Source organism: Pseudomonas sp. P5_A12 (genome assembly GCF_056400685.1).
In genome coordinates, this window is record NZ_JBFUKU010000101.1 from 1 (window position 1) to 17,940 (window position 17,940).

Here is a 17,940-nt window from a genome sequence, read left to right on the forward strand (position 1 = left end):
CAATTGCAGGACGCCAAGGACGCCGCCGACGATGCCAATCGTGCGAAAACTACCTTTCTGGCGACCATGAGCCACGAAATCCGTACGCCAATGAATGCCCTGATCGGCATGCTCGAAATTGCCGGGATGCGGGCAAAAGAGGGCGTCGCCGACAGTTCTGCACTGGAGGTAGCGTCCACGGCAGCGCAACAGATACTGGCATTGATCGGCGATATCCTGGACATCGCCCGCATCGAATCCGGGCATTTATCCCTGATGCCCGAGCGTGTCAATTTGCATGCGCTGGTAGCATCGGTGTGCCGGGTGTTCGAAGGTCTGGCTCGGGAGAAAGGCCTGGCATGGCGAGTTGAACTGGATGCGCGCAGTGACCGTGACGTGTTGCTCGACCCCACGCGTTTCAAGCAGGTGCTGTCCAATCTGTTGAGCAATGCGATCAAGTTTACCCATGCCGGTGAAGTGAGCCTGACACTGCGGGTGGTGCCGGGGATTTCAGGTCATCTGGCGGTGAACGTACATATCGAAGACAGTGGTATTGGCATCAGCGTGGTTGATCAGCAACGCTTGTTCAGCCCGTTCGTCCAGGYCGGCAACAGCCAACATTCGGGCCACAAGGGCTCCGGTCTGGGGCTGGTGATCAGTCGCACGCTATGCGAATTGATGGGGGGACGACTTGTACTCGGCAGCGTCCTTGGGCGGGGCACCCAGGCCGACATCAATCTGTCTCTGGTGGCTTTGAAAGCCTTGCCCCTCTGTGATGAGGTGGACAGTGGAGTAGCGCTATCCACCCGACCTCTGACGATTTTGGTAGTCGATGACTATCCGGCTAATCGCTTGTTGCTGAACCGTCAGCTGAGCTATCTGGGGCACCGTGTCACAGAGGCCGAGGATGGCGAGCAAGGGCTCGAACAATGGCGCGAGCAGGAGTTCGACGTCGTCATCAGTGATTGCAATATGCCCGGGATCAGCGGTTATGAATTAGCGGGCGCAATTCGTGATGAAGAGCGCGCCTATGGATTGCCGTCCACCCTGATTCTGGGGTTTACCGCCAATGCGCAGCCAGAGGAAAAGATTCGATGCCTGGAAGCGGGCATGGACGACTGCTTGTTCAAGCCCATCCTGCTGGCGGATCTGAGCGCCTGGTTGGGGGCTCGATTTGCGGCTGATGTGTTAGCACCGGTTGAAGGTCAACCAACGACCGGGATCGACTTGACCGGTCTGGAGTTGTACGTGGGTGAAGACCGGGCTCTTATCAATCATTTGCTGCGCGAACTGGCCGAGACCAACCGCGATGACCGTATTCATCTGCTCAAAGCCCACGACGACGATAATCACCCGCGCCTCCAGGAACTGGCGCATCGCATCAAGGGCAGTGCGCGCATGGTCCGTGCCGAACGTTTGATCGAGTGTTGTGAGGATCTGGAACGTGCCTGCGCCGAGGGGCGCGCGGCACTGATCGATGAGGCCGTTGAGCAGTTGCAGCGCGCCATGGAAAGTCTCGGGCAGCACCTCAAGCGTGAATAGCGCGGTGCGATGCCTTACGCGCGCGCCTCAAGAATCATGCAAGTCGTCGACCCCGTCGCATACAACCGCCCATCCACATCATAAATCCGTCCCTCGGCCAGCGCGGTAGAACGCCCCACGTGAACGATCTTGCCCTCGGCGCGTACCGGCCCGCTTGCTCCCGTCAGCGCACGCACATAGCTGATGCGCAAATCCAGCGTCGTATAGCCCTGGCCCTTTTTCAGCTGCGTATGAATCGCACAGCCCATGCACGAATCCAGCAACGTCGCCGCATAGCCGCCATGTACGCTGCCCAGCGGGTTGTAATGCCGTGCGTCAGGGGTGCCCTGAAAGATAAACAGTCCGGCTGACCATTCGATGGGAATGAAATCCATCAGCGTGCCAATGGGCGGCGAGGGCAGTTCACCGCTGCCGATGCCTTCGAAGAATTCGGCGGGCGACAGCGCACTGACATCGGCCATGGACAGGCTGCCAGGGCCGGCGAGACGGCCGCGCATGGCGTGTTCCTGGGCGATCCATTGGGCGAGTGTGGCTTCGCGGGTGGGGCTTTGCATGATTTTGTCCTCAGGCGGAGCGGATATTATGGTTGTAATTCAGGTTAATATTATGTCCGAAATAAAATCTCCGCCAGCGCCGTGTGTCGTGTCACTTCAAGCGATGTCAGCGTGGTTGAACTCCTCGCCCAGAAAGTCGATCAACGTGCGCACCGACGGCAGCAGCCCACGGCGTGATGGGAAGATGGCATGGATGATCCCGCATTTCGGTGCCCAGCCCGGCACTAGATCCACCAGCCTGCCGGCCGCCACGTCATCGCGCACCACTACGCTCGGCAGGTGCGCGACGCCAATCCCCGCCACCACCGCGTGACGCAACGCGAGCAAATCATCGGTGACCATGCGTGGGGTATGTCGAATCAGCGCGCTGGCGCCTTCAGCACCGAACAATTCCCACTGATATTCACGCTGGGCAGCTCCCCAATGCAGGCTCGGCAAACCGCTCAGGTCGGCGGGGGAGGCAGGGGACGACAGGCGTTTGGCCCAGGCCGGGCTGCCCACCACGCACTGGGTGCTGTTGCCCAGAACCTTCATCACCATGTCCGTATTTTCCAGTGGCGGAAAACGCACGCGCAGGGCGATGTCGAACCCTTCGTGAATCAGGTCGACCCGGCGATTGGTGCTCTCGATAAATAATTCCACCAGCGGGTATTTGAGCATGTAGCGCGTCAGCATGGGCCCGACCCAGGAGTTGAGCAGCGCCGTCGGACAACTGATGCGCACCAGACCTTGAGGCTCGGAGCGATTGCGTTCGATCAGTTCGGCGGCACTTTCTGCTTCGACTCGCATGGCCAGGCAACGCTGGTAGTAGGCCTGGCCGATTTCCGTTAATGAACAATGGCGACTGGTGCGATGCAGCAGGCGGACACCGAGGCGTTCTTCAAGCTCGGCGATTCGTCGGCTGAGCTTCGATTTAGGCATGTCCAACGCCCGGCCAGCCGGGGCGAAACCGCCGTGTTCCACCACTTGGGTGAAGTAGTAAAGGGTGTTGAGGTCTTCCATTATCGTTCCCCAAATAGAACGCAAAGGGTGATTTCTGCAGTCTAGCGCACCAAAGGTTCCGGTTTTAAGCTTTGTCCATGGCTTCACTCACCTCATCAGGAGACACCATGAAAAACATCATCGGTATCTACACCAGCCCACGCACCCATTGGGTCGGCGACGGTTTTCCGGTTCGTACGCTGTTTTCCTACGACAACTTGGGCAAGCACATCAGCCCGTTCCTGCTGCTGGATCATGCCGCTCCTGCCGAGTTCACCCCGACCACTGAGCGACGTGGCGTTGGTCAGCATCCGCACCGTGGTTTCGAAACCGTGACTATCGTTTACAAGGGCGAACTGGAACACCGTGACTCCACCGGCAGCGGCGGCACGATCGGCCCTGGCGATGTGCAGTGGATGACCGCCGCGTCGGGGATTCTTCATGAGGAGTTTCACTCCGAAGCTTTCGCCAAGTCCGGCGGCACCCTGGAAATGGTGCAGCTGTGGGTCAACCTGCCAGCCAAGGACAAAATGGCTGACGCCGGTTACCAGACGATCCTCGATGGCGACATCCCGAACATCCCGCTCAAGGACCAGGCCGGCTACCTGCGCTTGATCGCCGGTGAGTTCGACGGCCACACCGGCCCGGCGCACACCTTCACCCCGATTGATGTCTGGGACCTGTGTCTCAAGGGCGGCAAATTGCTGACTCTGGACTTGCACGAAGGTCGCAACACGGCATTAGTGGTGTTGCACGGCACGGTTCAGGTCAATGGTCAGGTGTCGGTGCGCGAAGGTCAGTTGGCGTTGTTCGATCGGGACGGCGATCAGTTGGCCCTTGAAGCCAGCCAGGACGCGGTGGTGCTGTTGCTCAGCGGTGAGCCGATCGATGAACCAATTGTCGGGCACGGCCCGTTCGTGATGAACACCGAGCAAGAAATTCACCAGGCTTTCGCCGACTTCCAGTCTGGCCGCTTCGGCCAGATGCACGGTTAACCCGTCGCGCTTCAACCACCCGCTCTACACAGGATGCGTAGGCCGGTTCTCAGGCCAGGGATGGCTGTTGCCCAAACGAAAGAGGAAACGCACATGAATACCGTCAACGCGGCCAACTTCAACGGCCTGAAACCGATCATCGATCCCAACGACAGCGCCATGCTGTTGATCGACCACCAGAGCGGGCTGTTCCAGATCGTCAAGGACATGGACGTGCCACAGCTGCGCGCCAACGCGATTGCCCTGGCCAAAGCCGCGACCCTGCTGAACATGCCGGTTATTACCACCGCTTCCGTCCCGCAAGGACCGAATGGGCCGTTGATTCCGCAGATCCACGAAGCCGCTCCGCATGCCCAATACGTGGCACGCAAGGGCGAAATCAATGCCTGGGACAACGCCGAGTTTCACGCGGCAGTCAAAGCCACCGGCAAGAAAACCCTGGTAATCGCGGGCACGCTGACCAGCGTTTGCCTGGCGTTTCCGTCTATCGCGGCGGTGCATGAGGGCTACAAAGTGTTTGCGGTGGTCGACGCCTCCGGCAACCACTCGAAACTGGCCACCGACCTGACCATTGCCCGTTTGGCACAGGCCGGGGTCGTGCCGATCGACATCATGGCTACGCTCTCTGAACTGCAAGGCTCGTGGAACCGTCCGGATGCCGAGCAGTGGGCCGCTGTCTACGCCCAGGCCATGCCGCATTATCAATTGTTGATCGAAAGCTACCTCAAGGCACAGCAAGTGGCGAATGAACACGAAGTGCTGGACTCCCAGCGCTAAACGCCCCCCCCACGCCGATATCCACTCGGCATCGACAACACGCGAGGACTACTGCAATGACAACTTCTTACAAACGTCTCGACAAGGACAACGCTGCGGTTTTGATGGTTGATCACCAGGCGGGTCTGCTGTCTCTGGTGCGCGACATCGAACCGGACCGTTTCAAGAATAATGTGCTGGCCCTGGCCGACTTGGCCAAGTATTTCAAGTTGCCGACCATCCTCACCACCAGTTTCGAAAACGGCCCCAACGGCCCGCTGGTGCCTGAACTCAAAGCGCTGTTTCCGGATGCGCCTTACATCGCCCGTCCTGGCCAGATCAACGCCTGGGACAACGAAGATTTCGTCAAGGCGATCAAGGCGACCGGCAAGAAACAGCTGATCATCGCTGGTGTCGTGACGGAAGTCTGTGTGGCGTTCCCGGCACTCTCGGCGCTGGCCGAAGGCTTTGAGGTGTTCGTGGTGACTGACGCCTCCGGCACCTTCAATGAGCTGACCCGACAATCGGCCTGGGACCGCATGTCGGCCTCCGGCGCGCAGTTAATGACCTGGTTCGGCCTGGCCTGTGAACTGCACCGCGACTGGCGTAACGACGTGGAAGGGCTGGGAACCTTATTCTCCAACCACATTCCGGACTATCGCAACCTGATGACTAGCTACAACACCCTGACCAACAGCAAATAACTGCTGACAACTTAGATCCCCTGTGGGAGCGAGCTTGCTCGCGATGGCGGTAGGACAGACACTTGTGCAGTGACTGTCACGCCGCCATCGCGAGCARGCTCGCTCCCACATTTGTTTTGCATGAAACCCTCCTACACTGTGCCCAATGTGTGAGATCTTCGCGCCATTGGCCATCGCTGGAGCTGCTCGATGCTGTCTTTGTTCACCGATCATCCGTTGGTCTGCGCACTGGTCCTGATCGTGGTCGATCTTGGGCTGTGGCGGCTGATCAGCGCCAATGGCAGCAACTGGAAGCTCCTCGTCAGGCTGGTGATTTTCTCGTTGTTCAGCGTCCTGCTGTTCAACGAAGGCTTGAACCCGTTGGAGGTAGCCCCTTGGGCCGACAACGTGCCATTGCACCTGGCGGCCACCGGCTTGCAGATTGGTTGGTGGCTATTCGGCGCGCGGACCCTGACGGTGCTGATCGGCGCGGTGATGATGCAACGCGTGGGGCACACCGGGCGCTTGCTTCAGGATCTGCTCGGTGCGGTGATCTTCCTGATCGCGGTCATCGCGGCGCTGGCATACGTGCTCGATCTGCCGGTCAAAGGCGTGTTGGCCACCTCCGGCGCCTTGGCGATCATCGTCGGCCTGGCTTTGCAAAGCACTCTCAGCGACGTGTTCTCCGGGATCGTCCTCAACACCACCAAGCCATATCAATTGGATGACTGGATCTCCATCGACGGCACCGAAGGCCGGGTCATCGACATTGATTGGCGCGCCACGCGCCTGCAAACCGCCCAAGGCAGCATGGCGGTGATTCCCAACTCGCTGGCGGCCAAGGCCAAGATCATCAACTTCAGCCGGCCGAGCGACATTTTTGGCGTATCAATCAGCCTGCAACTGAGCCCCCACGCGCGCCCGCAAACGGTGATCGACGCGCTGGAACGGGCCATGCAGGGCTGCCGCTTTTTATTGAGCAAACCGGCACCATGCGTCGCACTCAAGGGCTCCAGCGCCGCTGGCGTGGAATACGAAATCAGTGGTTTCGTGGTTTCGATGGACCAGAAACGCATGGTGCGCAATCTGCTGTTCGATCTGTCGTACCGGCATTTGCAGGCGGCGGGCGTCAGCCTGTTGTCGACCGTAGAACCGAATGCGCCTGGCGGCTTGTCACGGCCTCGGGCATTGCTGGAAGGTTCGGCGATTTTCTCGACCCTGCGTCAGGAAGAGAAAGAGACCTTCAGCCAGCACATGACCCTGCAAAACTTCCGCGCCGGGGACATGGTCCTGCCGGCGGGGGAGGTCAGCGATCATTTGTTCATCATTGAGTCCGGGGTGGTCTCGGTGGAGCTGAGCCGTGGCGGGGTCAAGTTCGAGTCGGGGCGCATGGGCCCGGGCGAGGTAATCGGGGAGGGTGGGATCTTGTCGGACACCGCGCTGYCGGCCGACTTCATCGCCAAGACCGCCTGCAGCTTGTACCGGATCGAGAAGGACTACCTCAAACCCTGCCTGGATGCGCGGCATGACATTGGCGAATCGATGAAGGCGCTGCTGGATTTCCGTTTGAACAAGGCGCAGACGCTGACCCAGGAAGTGCCGAAGGTGGTGGAGCGCAAGGGGTTTTTGCAGTGGTTGCGTAAAAAGGCCTAGTGCTCCAATGGCCTCCTCGACTTCTGGAATATTGGCTATTTGTCAGAAGGACAGGCGGGATTAACGTGACTCCACCCCTACTTGTTATCGGAGTCCGCATGAAACCTCGTATAGATTTCTACACCGCTTCCCCCGATGCGCTCAAAGCCATGATCGCCCTGGAAACCGCTGTTTCGAAGCTGCCGCTGGAAAAGACCCTGATCGAACTGGTCAAGCTGCGCACCTCGCAAATCAACGGCTGCGCCTTCTGCCTCGACATGCACAGCGCCGATGCCCGCAAGGGCGGGGAAGACGAGCGCCGTCTGTACACGCTGTCGGCCTGGCGCGAAACGCCGTTCTTCACTCCGCGTGAACGTGCGGCATTGGCCTGGACTGAATCCTTGACGCAGGTGAGCCAGACCCATGCGCCGGATGAGGATTACGAAGTGGCTGTGTCCGAGTTCAGTCCAAAGGAATTGGTCGACCTGACCGTGGCCATTACCACCATCAACGCCTGGAACCGTCTGGCGATTGGTTTCCGCAAAATGCCTCAAGCCTGATCAGTGAGCATCCGCTGACGGCGCGGCCGGTGGTTGCACCTTGCGCATCAGGGGCACCGTCGCCGTGGCGAAGATGAAGCCGATGTTCCAGGCTTGAATCTTTATGACTCGTTGTGCTCCTCAATTGATAGTTGATAAACATCAATCACTCACATAACGGTCACGGCCTTGCTGTTTGGCCTGGTAAAGCAAAAGATCGCCACGGATAAGCATGGCCTGAATGGTGTCTTCGGGCCCACGCCAAATGGTGACACCGATGCTACAGGTGACGCCAATACGTGTTCCGGCATAGTCCAGCGTCGAGTCGCGCAGTATCTGCAACAAGCGCTCGGCCATCGATTGTGCGCCTGTCAAATCGGTATGTGGGAGCAGGATGAGGAACTCTTCCCCGCCGATCCGGGCGACCAGGTCATGCTGGCGTACAGTCTGGTTAAGTAGTTGGGCAAAAAACTTCAGCACCTCATCCCCCCCGTCATGGCCGTAGGTATCATTGATCCGTTTGAAGTGGTCGATATCCAGCATCAATATGCTCAACGAAACGGGCGCACGCGTGGTCCTGGCTACCTCCGTCTCTGCCAATGCCATCGCCTCCCGTCGGTTGTACAACCCGGTTAGAAAGTCGCGGGTCGCCGCTCGATGTTGCACCCCGTAGGCATCAATCAATTTCCCCGACAGCCAAATGATCAACAGCACACTGACAAGCATGCCAACCAGCATTAACAAACCCAGACCATTCCAGCTCAGGAACAGCGACAGGAAACTCGGTGTCAGGATTTCACTATAGAACTGCAGGTGCAGGTTATGTTTGGGGTCCTCGATGTCCCGGACAAAACGCTCCTCGCCTTGTTCCTCGGAAAGGAGTGTGGTGGGCCAGTCGTCGGCTGTGACAGGTATCAGATCAGCCTTGTCGTCGGTGAAATGAATGTCGACATACAAGGGGGGCTCATGGCCGTGGCTCACGGCGACATGCACGATAAGCGCATCGACAAACGCCGGTCCGATGGCCGAGCGCGGCGGCAGCGGTAACGGCTGTAACCGGGTCTGTGTTTCCCGGAGCACCGCGTAACGCCCACTGCAGCTGTAGCCCAGAAGTTGTCGGCTGGTCATCTGAATGCCGCCCTTCGTCAGGCTCATCTGAGGCGCCAGCGGACTGGGCAACGCGACCACTTGATGTATGGGTACTCGTAATGTGTATTGAGTCAGCTCTTCGATACCCTCAGTCAGGGTCTCTGTGGCGCGCTGCTGCTCGGCAATGGACTGGTCTGGCAGACACCCGGTCGGCAGGGGATTTGCCTGAAGCAGTGAATGCTGCAGTTCATGGGTCGCCAGCTGGCGTACCAGAGTGTCATAGCCCCAGCTGCTTCGATGAGCCAGCAATGCTTGCTGCCCCTCCAACAGCAGAGCGTGCTGACGGTGATAGCGGTCGGCTACCCCGAAAACGGCAATCACGATCAAGGCTACCCCTAAAATCCAGCTGCCAACCTTGATGGCGCGCGCATACTCGATTAGCCACCTCATGAATGTCACTCCGACAGGACATTGGCAGTGCTTGTCTTGCGATCCTGTTGCCAGGCCGTCGAGCACCTGCTCAGAGTAGATCATTTAAAGGTGTAGCCAACTGACCTCGTCATGCCTATATCGCAGCGATTGCGCTCCCACTGCAGAACTCACGTAAAAATCGACTACACCCTGACACTGTGGTGGCAGTTGATTGGCAGTAGCTTATTTTTCGTTTGCTAGACTGACCGTGCGCGGGACTCAGGCCTGCCGCAGATAACCCGGCGGTTCCCGGAGATATCGTGTTGCACCCGTCGAGGGAAGGTAGATGCAAACGCACAGAAGTTACCCGCTTCACATTCATCTCTGGGCGCTGTTTGGGGCCGTTGTGCTGGTGGTCGGAGCGCTGACGTGCGGCATCAACTTCATGATGACCAAGACAGCCCTGGAGGTCGCAGCATCCGAGGCAATGAATCAGATCAGCGATGATACGCGCGACAAAATAGAAGAGACCGTGACACCGGCGCGGATTGCGGTCGAGCTGATCAGCCACAGCTCCCTGGCCGATGCAACCTCTCTCGATCTGCGCCTGCAGCATCTGGCGCTGATTCGTGATGCGTTTGGATTGTCGCCACTCCTGCTATCACTTTACGTCGGTTATGCAGACGGCAGTGTCTTCATTGTCAGGCCACTGCGCGACGAGTCAACCCGCTTGACCTTCCACGCACCGCAGCAAGCCAGCTACGTCATAAACAGTGTCGAACGGGGCAGTGGCGCACCACAAGGCAAGCTTTACTTTCTCGATTCCAATCTCAAGACGCTCGCGGTCGAGGAGGACGCAGATTTTGCATCCCTCTTCGATCCGAGACAACGGTCGTGGTACACCATGGCCATGGCCGCAGGCTCGCTCATTCGCACAGAAGCCTATACGTTCTTTATCGACCGAGTGGTCGGCGCAACGTTCGCTATTCCCACTGAGAACCGCCGCGCTGTGGTCGGTGGCGATTTCCGACTGGACTCACTCGGGCAAATGCTCGCGCGCAAGGAGACCACCGCACGTTCGGTGGCCGCTCTACTGGACGCCAGTGGCCAGGTCATCGCGATCGACAGGAAACTCCCACAGTCGGTATCGGCCGCTGACTCCATCCGGACGGACCGGCTCACGGTCGCCAGTGAATATGGGGTTCCCATCCTGACGCTTCTGGCTAACGGCATCGGGGCATTGGGTGATGATCCCCGCCGACAAGAAGTGACGTCCGCTGGCGGCGAGATGTGGTACACGACAATCGACCGGTTGACGTCAGACGACGGCAAATCCCTTTTCCTGGTCTCCGCCATTCCAAAAGACGAATTGCTCAAGGGCGCCAGGCAGCAGGCGTGGATAGGGATGGCGGCGACGGTCATTGTCATACTGCTTGCGATACCCTTGATCTGGTTTGCGGCGCGGTACATCTCCCGGTCCCTGCAAGCTCTCGCGGATGGGGTCGAAGCCATACGCAGGTTCGATTTCCACCAACCGGTTTCCGTGCCGTCGCGCATCAGTGAGGTGCATGCGCTCGGCATCGCAACCGAGGAAATGCGCCATACAATCCAGCGCTTCCTGTTGATAGCGCAAGCCGTGTCCGCGGAAACCCGGCTCGATCACCTTCTGCCTTTGCTGTTGCGCAAAACCCTCAATGCCGCGGGTGGCAACGCGGGCGTACTGTACCTGGTGGAAGGCGGCGCTTTGACGGTCGCCGCAGCGTTTGATCGCGATGGCAAAGATGTAACGCAAGCGGTGGCGAACACTTCAATTGAGCAGGCACTGCCTGTGATCGGCTCTGCCGCCCAAGCAAACGTTCCGCAAACTCGCCACTTCACGGCAGATGAGATGCGTAATGCGAAGCTCGAGATGTTGACGATGATGCAGGCATCTCACGTTGCAGCCATCCCGCTTGCCACCCGCCAGGACGAGCTGCTGGGCGTCATTCTGATACTGCGCGACACCCCGCTGGAAGCTGCGCAGCTCGCCTTTGTCAGTACACTGGCCGGCCTGTGCACAGGCTCGCTCGAGATGCAGGGACTGACGAAAGCGCAACGCGATCTGTTCAACGCGTTCATCCGGCTTCTGGCTGGCGCCATCGATGCGAAGAGCCCGCACACCGGCGGTCACTGCGAGCGCGTGCCCGAAATGGTCAAGATGCTGGCCACGGCAGCCTGCGATGCCACCGACGGTCCTTATGAGTCGTTCGGGATGACGGACAAACAATGGGAAGCCCTGCATGTCGCCGCCTGGTTGCACGACTGCGGCAAGGTGACGACCCCCGAGTACATTATCGACAAGGCGACAAAGCTGGAGACCCTCTACGACCGGATTCACGAAATCCGCATGCGCTTCGAGGTGCTAAAGCGCGATGCCGAGATAACGTATCTACGTTCGGTCGCCGCTGGCGAAACTGACGAGGCGGCAYGCGAGCGACGTGACGCCGAACTCAAGGCGATTGATGACGACTTCGCATTCATCGCCACTTGCAATCAGGGCGGTGAGTTCATGGACACCGCGCATAAGGCGAGATTGCAAAAGGTCGCTGGCCGTACCTGGCTGCGGACCCTGGACGATCGCATCGGCCTCTCGCAGGAAGAACAGGCACGCAAGGCACACCACCCGGCAGCACCGCTGCCTGCATTGGAGCCACTGCTTGCCGATAAACCGGAACACGTGATCCCGCGAACAGCGCATGACACGATCCCGCCGGACAATCCGTGGGGTTTCAAACGCAACACCCCCAAGTATTTGTACGACCGGGGCGAGCTGCATAACCTGCAGGTGGGAAGAGGAACACTCTCGGACGAAGAGCGCTTCAAGATCGAAGACCATATCGTACAGACACAGATAATGTTGTCGCGCTTGCCATTCCCCAAGGAACTATGCCAGGTACCGGAAATAGCCGGCAATCATCACGAGAAGATGGATGGCAGCGGATATCCCCGRCAACTGCGTCGGGACGAAATGAGCCCGCTGGCGAGAATGTTGGCCATTGCGGATGTCTTCGAGGCGCTCACGGCAGCAGACCGGCCATACAGACGGGCGAAAAGCCTGTCCGAGGCGGTCCACATCATGTCGATAGCCAGGGCGCAGCAGCACATCGATCCGGACCTGTTCGATCTCTTTCTGACTTCCGGAGTGTATCGCCGCTATGCCGAGCTCTATATGCAACCGGAGCAGATTGATGAAGTTGATATTGCACAGTACCTGGGGGCGAAGGCATGAACGTGCTGCGGGCCAGTCGGCGCGGCTCGGCAGCACCCAACCGGAATCGACATGCCTTGGCCTAGATGCCTCAGCAGGGAAATGGCTTCGATAGCGGGGGGACCGCCAGCCTCCTGTGACATTGATCTAACGTATGGACTGGCCCCTGAGCATTCTCAATGAGCATCCGCTGACGGCGCGGCCGGTGGTTGCACCTTGTGCATCAGGGGCACCATTGCTGTGGCGATGATGAAGCAGACCATGATCATCAAAAACGCGTCGCCATAGGTTTGTGTCTGCGCTTCGCGGTAGGTCAACAGCCATAACTGGTGCAGGCTCGCGGTGACGCCAGTGTCACCGCCGTGGCCGAGGGCGGCGAAGTTGTTGCCGACTTGCGATAGCCACTGATTCAGCGCTTCGTTGGTGCTGTTCAGGTGTTCCGCCAACCGGGTGAAATGCAGGTTGGTGCGGTCGTTGAGGATGGTCGCGCAGGCGGCGATGCCGATGGCGCCGCCCAGGTTGCGCATCAGATTGAATAATCCTGACGCATGTTTGAGCCGCGCCGGTGCCAGGCCACCCAAGGTCAAGGTCACCGCTGGCGGCACCGCCAGTTGCTGGGCAATTCCGCGCAACGCTTGCGGCAGCATAAGTTCTCTGGCGCCCCAGTCGTGGGTGATCGGGCTGAAATCCCACATCGACAACGCGAACAGACCCAGGCCGGTCATCATTATCCAGCGCAGATCGACTCGATTGGCCAAAAAGGCGTACAGAGGAATCGCCATGATCTGGAACACCCCTGTGGAAAAAACTGCCAGACCAATGTCCAGCGCGCTGTAGCCCCGCACCCGGCCGAGAAACAGCGGCGTCAGGTAAATGGTGGCGAACAGGCCGATCCCGGTGACGAACGAGAAGAAACAGCCGAGGGCGAAGTTGCGGTCTTTCAGGGCACGCAAATCGACGATCGGATTKGCGACGTGCAAGGTCCGGCCGATGAACGCCAGCCCGGCGAGGCCGCTGATCCAGGCGGTGGTGAGAATGGTGCTGTCGCTGAACCAGTTCCAGCGCGGGCCTTCTTCGAGGGTGTATTCCAGGCAGCCGAGAAACAGCGCCATGAATACCATGCTCAGATAGTCGGCGCCCTTGAGCAGCGACAATTCCGGCTGGTCGATTTTCACCAGCATCGGCACGGCCACGGCGACGAAAATGCCCGGCACCAGGTTGATGTAGAACAGCCAGTGCCAGGACGAAATGTCGGTGATCCAGCCGCCAATCACCGGTCCCAAGGTCGGTGCCAGCGAGGCCACCGCGCCGATGGTTGCTGCGGCGATCACTCGTTGTTTGCCGGTGAAGAAAAAGAACGCAGTGGTGAACACCAACGGAATCATCGAACCGCCGAGAAAACCTTGCAGCGCCCGAAAGGCGATCATGCTCTGGATATTCCAGGCCACGCCGCACAACAGGCTGGCCAAGGTGAAACCGACCGCCGAAGCGCAGAACAACCAGCGAGTCGAAAACACCCGCGACAACCAACCCGAGAGTGGAATCACGATGATTTCGGCGATCAGGTAACTGGTCTGCACCCACGCCGTTTCGTCGGTGCCGGCCGAGAGCCCGCCGCCGATATCACGCAACGAGGCTGACACGATCTGAATATCCAGCAGCGCAATGAACATGCCGATGCACATGCTGGCGAAGGCGGACACCTTGGTTGCCGTCGCCATTTTTGCGGCATCGAACGGTTGCGCAGGGACGGCGAGGGCGCGGCTCATGGTGCGCTGGCCACGGCTGGCGCTTCAGCGCTTTTGCGGGTGTCGACTTCTGCCGTCACCGACAGGCCAGGACGCAGGTGACCGAGCACACCGTCGGCCGGATCGAGGATGATGCGCACCGGCACCCGCTGGACGATCTTGGTGAAGTTGCCGGTGGCATTTTCCGGTGGCAGCACGCTGAACTGCGAGCCACTGGCGGGCGCGAGACTGCCCAGATGGCCGTGGAATTCCTGCCCCGAGAGCACGTCTGCATGGATGATCACGCGTTGGCCCGGAATCATCCGCGCCAGCTGATCTTCCTTGAAGTTGGCATCCACCCACAAACCACTGGACGGCACCACCGACAGCAGTTGCGAACCCGCTTGCGCATACGCGCCGASCCGCGCCCGACGATTGCCGATCACTCCATCCACGGGGGCCTTGAGTTCGGTGTAACCCACATTCAATTGCGCCAGATCCCGTTCGGCCCGAGCCTGTGTCAGCGCGGCGCGGGCTTGCTGTTTCTGGGTGTCGATTACGTTCAACTGACGTTGCGCCRCCAGCAGTTCGGCCTGGGCTCGAGAACTCAGTGCCTGAGCGGTCTTGAACGTGGCGTCCGCCCGTTGTGCGCTTTCCACCGAGACCGCGTTGCTGTTCACCAGTTTCTTGTAGCGGGCATTGTCATCCCGGGAGCGAGCGGTTTCCGCGCCAGCGGCATCGATCCCGGCGCGGGCCTGGCCGATCACCGCGTATTGCAATTGTTCGGTGGCGTCGAGGTTAGCCAGCAAGGCTTCTTCGGCGGCGACCGCGCCTTCGGCCTTGGCCAGATTGGCGCGGTAGTCGCGAGCGTCGAGGCGTATCAACACATCACCGGCCTTGACTGCCTGGTTGTCGGTGACCAGCACTTCTTCGATATACCCGGCGACTTTCGGGCCGATCACCGTGACGTCACCGCCGATGTAGGCATCGTCGGTTTCCTCGATGAAACGACCGGCCGTCCACCAGTGAGTCGCATACAGCCCGGCAAACCCCAGGGCAGCGACAACCGCCGTCAGCAAAATCAACCGTTTGAGCAGGGGAGGCTTGGGTGTGCTCACCGGGACAACAAGGTCGGTTTCGAGGCTGGGCATGCTGGTCATGGGGGATACCTGTGGGGAATCGATGTTTATTACGTATGTAATATGATACAGATAATATTTTATGGCAATTGAATTTTGCTGCCGGTCGTCAGGAAGCCCCTAAGGTCTCGTCGTGGAAACAACGGGAGGGCACAGGGTGAAGGTTTGTTCCGGGTCCTGAGAGTTAATCCAGGGCGCAAGGAGGGCGGTATTGTTGGATGGCGAAAGAAATCATCAAGCGGCTGCGATGCCCGGCATTGCACCGGGCATCGCGTTGACACTTAAGCGCGTTCGAAAATCGCTGCAATCCCCTGACCACCACCGATGCACATGGTCACCAGCGCATAACGGCCGTTGGTGCGATGCAGTTCGTGGATGGCTTTGGTGGCAATGATCGCGCCAGTCGCGCCGACCGGGTGACCCAGGGAGATACCCGAACCGTTCGGGTTGACCTTGGCCGGGTCGAGGTCCAGTTCCTGGCTGACTGCACAGGCTTGGGCGGCGAAGGCGATGTTGGCTTCGATCACGTCCATGTCGGCGACGGTCAGGCCGGCACGCTTGAGCGCCAGGCGTGTGGCAGGAATCGGGCCGAGACCCATCAGTTCCGGTTCCACACCGGCGTGGGCGTAGCTGACCAGACGGGCCATCGGGCGCAGGTTGTTGGCTTGCACGGCAGCGCCGGTAGCCATGACCAGCGCAGCGGCGCCGTCGTTCAGGCCGGAGGCGTTGCCTGCCGTCACTGTGCCGTCTTTCTTGAACGCTGGCTTCATGCCCGCCAGTTGTTCCAGGGAGGTGGCTCGTGGGTGCTCGTCGACGCTGAACAGCTTGGTTTCCTTGCGATCACGGATTTCCACTGCAGCGATTTGCTCGCTGAAGTAGCCATTGGCGATGGCGAACGCAGCGCGCTTCTGATCTTCCAGGGCCAAAGCGTCCTGCATCTCACGGGTGATGCCGTTGCGTGCGGCGACGTTTTCGGCGGTGATGCCCATGTGAATGCTGTGGAACGGGTCATGCAGGATGCCCAGCATGTAGTCGATGGCCTGGACGTTGCCCATGCGCGCACCCCAACGGGCGGCTGGCAACAGGTACGGGCCATTGCTCATGGATTCGGCACCGGCGCCGATGGCGATGTCGGCATCGCCCAGCATCAGGGTTTGCGCGGCATTGATGATTGCTTGCAGACCGGAACCGCACAGGCGGTTGACGTTGTAGGCCGGGGTCTCTTTCGGGATGCCGGCGTTCATCGCGGCGACCCGGGAGATGTACGCATCGCGGGTTTCGGTCGGGATCACGCTGCCCATCACCAGATGGCCAACTTGCGCCGGGTCTACGCCGGAGCGTTGCAGGGCGGCCTTGACAGCCGTGGTCGCCAGGTCGACCAGCGGAACGTCTTTGAGCGAACCACCAAAAGTGCCAATGGCGGTACGTGCGGCGCTGACAACAAAAATATCCGGGGTGTTCATTACGGCTTTCCTCTTGGTGAATGCTTTTCTGTACTGCGAATAAGAAGGGCGGTCAACGCTGTTTGCGCTTCAGGGGTCTTGAGGCGCTCGATGAACAACAGGTTTTCCTGACGAATGGTGGCTTTTAACTCCGGCAACGACGCTTGTTTGAGCAGTTGCCGGGTCTGGCGCACCGAGTCCTGCGGCAACGCCAACAGCCGTCGGGCCAGGTGCTGTGCGGCGTCTAGGCATTGTTGGCCGTCGTCGAACAGTTCGTTGGCCAGTCCGCACGCCACCGCTGCGGCACCGTCGAGGCTGTCGCCCCACAGCAGCAGACGGGCGGCGCGGGCGTGACCGAGCAGACGCGGCAACAACAGGCTCGCGCCGAACTCCGGGCACAGGCCCAGGTTCACAAACGGCACGCGCAGCTTGGCGTTTTGCGTCACCAGCACCTGATCACAATGCAGCAGCAGGGTGGTGCCAATACCGATGGCCGCTCCGCACACGGCCGCGATCAACGGTGTTTGCAGGTGGATGACGACGTTCATCAGGTGAAACGCAGGGCTTTCCAGATGCGTCGGCGGATGTTCGAGAAAATCTGCCAGATCGTTGCCGCTGGTGAAACAAGTGGTGCCGCCCGTGAGGATGATCACGCCGATACTGGCGTCTTCGTCCGCCGCCAGCAGCAGATCAGCCAACTGCGTATACAGGCTGTTATTCAGTGCGTTGAGCTTGTCGGGGCGGTCAAGCGTGAGCGTCAAAACGCCTTCGTTTCGATCTTGTTTGATCAGTTCGCTCATGAAATGCCCCGCCTGTTTTGTCCGGCAGCCACTCTAAGCGCCGGGCCGGCTTGGGGGCTATGACAAAACGAGTCAACGAAACTGCTGCTTTTTGCCATGTTTTGCCCCAGCGCTGGCCGCCAAGTGGCTCCCACACCCATTCGGGCATGGGTGTCGTTGACGCAATCGCTTATTAGTGGGGGCAATGGGTGATTGCGAGGTAGGCCAGATGAGCATCTCGCCGGAGACGGTGCGCATGCACCGCAAGAATCTTTATTTGAAGCTGGAAGTCGGGTCGCAGCCGGAACTGTTTGCACTGTTTATCGAGTGGTTGCGCCAGCACTGATCCAAAATCTACGGCCCACCCAAGCCCCCTGTACATAGGAGCGAGCCTGCTCGCGATGGCGGTGTGTCAGAAAACATCAATTTATCTGACACACAGCAT

The 17,940-nt window shown here is 59.5% G+C and carries 14 protein-coding genes and 1 pseudogene; 8 read left to right on the forward strand and 7 right to left on the reverse strand.

The annotated features are described in order from the left end of the window. Window positions 1-1,521, forward strand: a 1,521-nt coding sequence (locus AC1DSG_RS15405; protein WP_477791652.1) for a response regulator, incomplete at its 5' end; no start/stop codon positions are given. 14 nt (window positions 1,522-1,535) lie between these two features. On the opposite strand, the gene AC1DSG_RS15410 is transcribed toward AC1DSG_RS15405, so the two are convergent. Both AC1DSG_RS15410 and AC1DSG_RS15415 read right to left on the reverse strand, forming a co-directional pair. Next, complete coding sequence (locus AC1DSG_RS15410) at window positions 1,536-2,075, reverse strand: PaaI family thioesterase (RefSeq protein ID WP_477791653.1); 540 nt, start codon at window positions 2,073-2,075, stop codon at window positions 1,536-1,538. A 96-nt stretch (window positions 2,076-2,171) separates the two neighbouring features. Then, on the reverse strand, window positions 2,172-3,077 hold the full coding sequence (locus AC1DSG_RS15415) for a LysR substrate-binding domain-containing protein (RefSeq protein WP_477791654.1): 906 nt from the start codon (window positions 3,075-3,077) through the stop codon (window positions 2,172-2,174). 107 nt (window positions 3,078-3,184) lie between these two features. Here AC1DSG_RS15415 and AC1DSG_RS15420 point away from each other — a divergent pair, with 107 nt between their 5' ends. The 5 genes from AC1DSG_RS15420 to AC1DSG_RS15440 all read left to right on the forward strand — a co-directional run bounded on the left by AC1DSG_RS15420 (window position 3,185) and on the right by AC1DSG_RS15440 (window position 7,682). Then, complete coding sequence (locus AC1DSG_RS15420; RefSeq protein WP_477791655.1) at window positions 3,185-4,051, forward strand: pirin family protein; 867 nt, start codon at window positions 3,185-3,187, stop codon at window positions 4,049-4,051. A 93-nt stretch (window positions 4,052-4,144) separates the two neighbouring features. Beyond that, on the forward strand, window positions 4,145-4,828 hold the full coding sequence (locus tag AC1DSG_RS15425; protein WP_477791656.1) for an isochorismatase family protein: 684 nt from the start codon (window positions 4,145-4,147) through the stop codon (window positions 4,826-4,828). Between the two features lie 56 nt (window positions 4,829-4,884). Beyond that, the gene (gene ycaC / locus AC1DSG_RS15430) at window positions 4,885-5,511 is read left to right on the forward strand and encodes an isochorismate family cysteine hydrolase YcaC (RefSeq protein ID WP_477791657.1); all 627 of its coding nucleotides are present in this window, start codon (window positions 4,885-4,887) and stop codon (window positions 5,509-5,511) included. Between the two features lie 189 nt (window positions 5,512-5,700). Continuing rightward, window positions 5,701-7,143, forward strand: coding sequence for a mechanosensitive ion channel domain-containing protein (locus tag AC1DSG_RS15435; protein ID WP_477791658.1), 1,443 nt, complete (start codon window positions 5,701-5,703; stop codon window positions 7,141-7,143). Between the two features lie 98 nt (window positions 7,144-7,241). Beyond that, window positions 7,242-7,682, forward strand: coding sequence for a carboxymuconolactone decarboxylase family protein (locus AC1DSG_RS15440; protein ID WP_477791659.1), 441 nt, complete (start codon window positions 7,242-7,244; stop codon window positions 7,680-7,682). Between the two features lie 141 nt (window positions 7,683-7,823). On the opposite strand, the gene AC1DSG_RS15445 is transcribed toward AC1DSG_RS15440, so the two are convergent. Further along, window positions 7,824-9,284, reverse strand: a complete 1,461-nt coding sequence (locus AC1DSG_RS15445) for a GGDEF domain-containing protein (protein ID WP_477791660.1) — start codon at window positions 9,282-9,284, stop codon at window positions 7,824-7,826. A 223-nt stretch (window positions 9,285-9,507) separates the two neighbouring features. Between AC1DSG_RS15445 and AC1DSG_RS15450 the strand changes: the two genes are divergently transcribed. Beyond that, window positions 9,508-12,429: an HD domain-containing phosphohydrolase gene (locus AC1DSG_RS15450; protein WP_477791661.1), complete on the forward strand. Its 2,922-nt coding sequence runs from the start codon at window positions 9,508-9,510 to the stop codon at window positions 12,427-12,429. Between the two features lie 155 nt (window positions 12,430-12,584). On the opposite strand, the gene AC1DSG_RS15455 is transcribed toward AC1DSG_RS15450, so the two are convergent. From AC1DSG_RS15455 to AC1DSG_RS15470, 4 genes are all read right to left on the reverse strand, one after another. Next, window positions 12,585-14,177 (reverse strand): DHA2 family efflux MFS transporter permease subunit, encoded by a 1,593-nt coding sequence (locus AC1DSG_RS15455; RefSeq protein WP_477791662.1) that lies wholly within the window; start codon window positions 14,175-14,177, stop codon window positions 12,585-12,587. Then, a complete protein-coding gene (locus tag AC1DSG_RS15460) occupies window positions 14,174-15,295 on the reverse strand; it encodes an HlyD family secretion protein (protein ID WP_477791663.1) in 1,122 nt (373 codons plus the stop codon). Before AC1DSG_RS15460 ends, AC1DSG_RS15455 begins: the two co-directional genes overlap by 4 nt. Window positions 15,296-15,555: 260 nt before the next feature. Further along, window positions 15,556-16,737 carry an acetyl-CoA C-acyltransferase family protein gene (locus tag AC1DSG_RS15465; protein ID WP_477791664.1) on the reverse strand — a complete coding sequence of 394 codons (1,182 nt, stop codon included), beginning with the start codon at window positions 16,735-16,737 and terminating at the stop codon, window positions 15,556-15,558. After that, a complete protein-coding gene (locus tag AC1DSG_RS15470) occupies window positions 16,737-17,516 on the reverse strand; it encodes an enoyl-CoA hydratase-related protein (protein WP_477791665.1) in 780 nt (259 codons plus the stop codon). The genes AC1DSG_RS15465 and AC1DSG_RS15470 overlap by 1 nt, the downstream gene beginning before the upstream one ends. A gap of 208 nt (window positions 17,517-17,724) precedes the next feature. Between AC1DSG_RS15470 and AC1DSG_RS15475 the strand changes: the two are divergent. Next, window positions 17,725-17,841, forward strand: a pseudogene (locus AC1DSG_RS15475) (helix-turn-helix transcriptional regulator); the annotation flags it as partial. Window positions 17,842-17,940 lie beyond the last annotated feature (99 nt).

What these genes read in the sequence shown, in the direction of transcription:
- AC1DSG_RS15410 (WP_477791653.1), bottom strand. Translation starts at nt 2,075, where the DNA reads ATGCAAAGCCCCACCCGCGAAGCCACACTCGCCCAATGGATCGCCCAG.
- AC1DSG_RS15415 (WP_477791654.1), bottom strand. Translation starts at nt 3,077, where the DNA reads ATGGAAGACCTCAACACCCTTTACTACTTCACCCAAGTGGTGGAACAC.
- AC1DSG_RS15420 (WP_477791655.1), top strand. Translation starts at nt 3,185, where the DNA reads ATGAAAAACATCATCGGTATCTACACCAGCCCACGCACCCATTGGGTC.
- AC1DSG_RS15425 (WP_477791656.1), top strand. Translation starts at nt 4,145, where the DNA reads ATGAATACCGTCAACGCGGCCAACTTCAACGGCCTGAAACCGATCATC.
- ycaC (WP_477791657.1), top strand. Translation starts at nt 4,885, where the DNA reads ATGACAACTTCTTACAAACGTCTCGACAAGGACAACGCTGCGGTTTTG.
- AC1DSG_RS15440 (WP_477791659.1), top strand. Translation starts at nt 7,242, where the DNA reads ATGAAACCTCGTATAGATTTCTACACCGCTTCCCCCGATGCGCTCAAA.
- AC1DSG_RS15445 (WP_477791660.1), bottom strand. Translation starts at nt 9,284, where the DNA reads ATGATCTACTCTGAGCAGGTGCTCGACGGCCTGGCAACAGGATCGCAA.
- AC1DSG_RS15465 (WP_477791664.1), bottom strand. Translation starts at nt 16,737, where the DNA reads ATGAACACCCCGGATATTTTTGTTGTCAGCGCCGCACGTACCGCCATT.
- AC1DSG_RS15470 (WP_477791665.1), bottom strand. Translation starts at nt 17,516, where the DNA reads ATGAGCGAACTGATCAAACAAGATCGAAACGAAGGCGTTTTGACGCTC.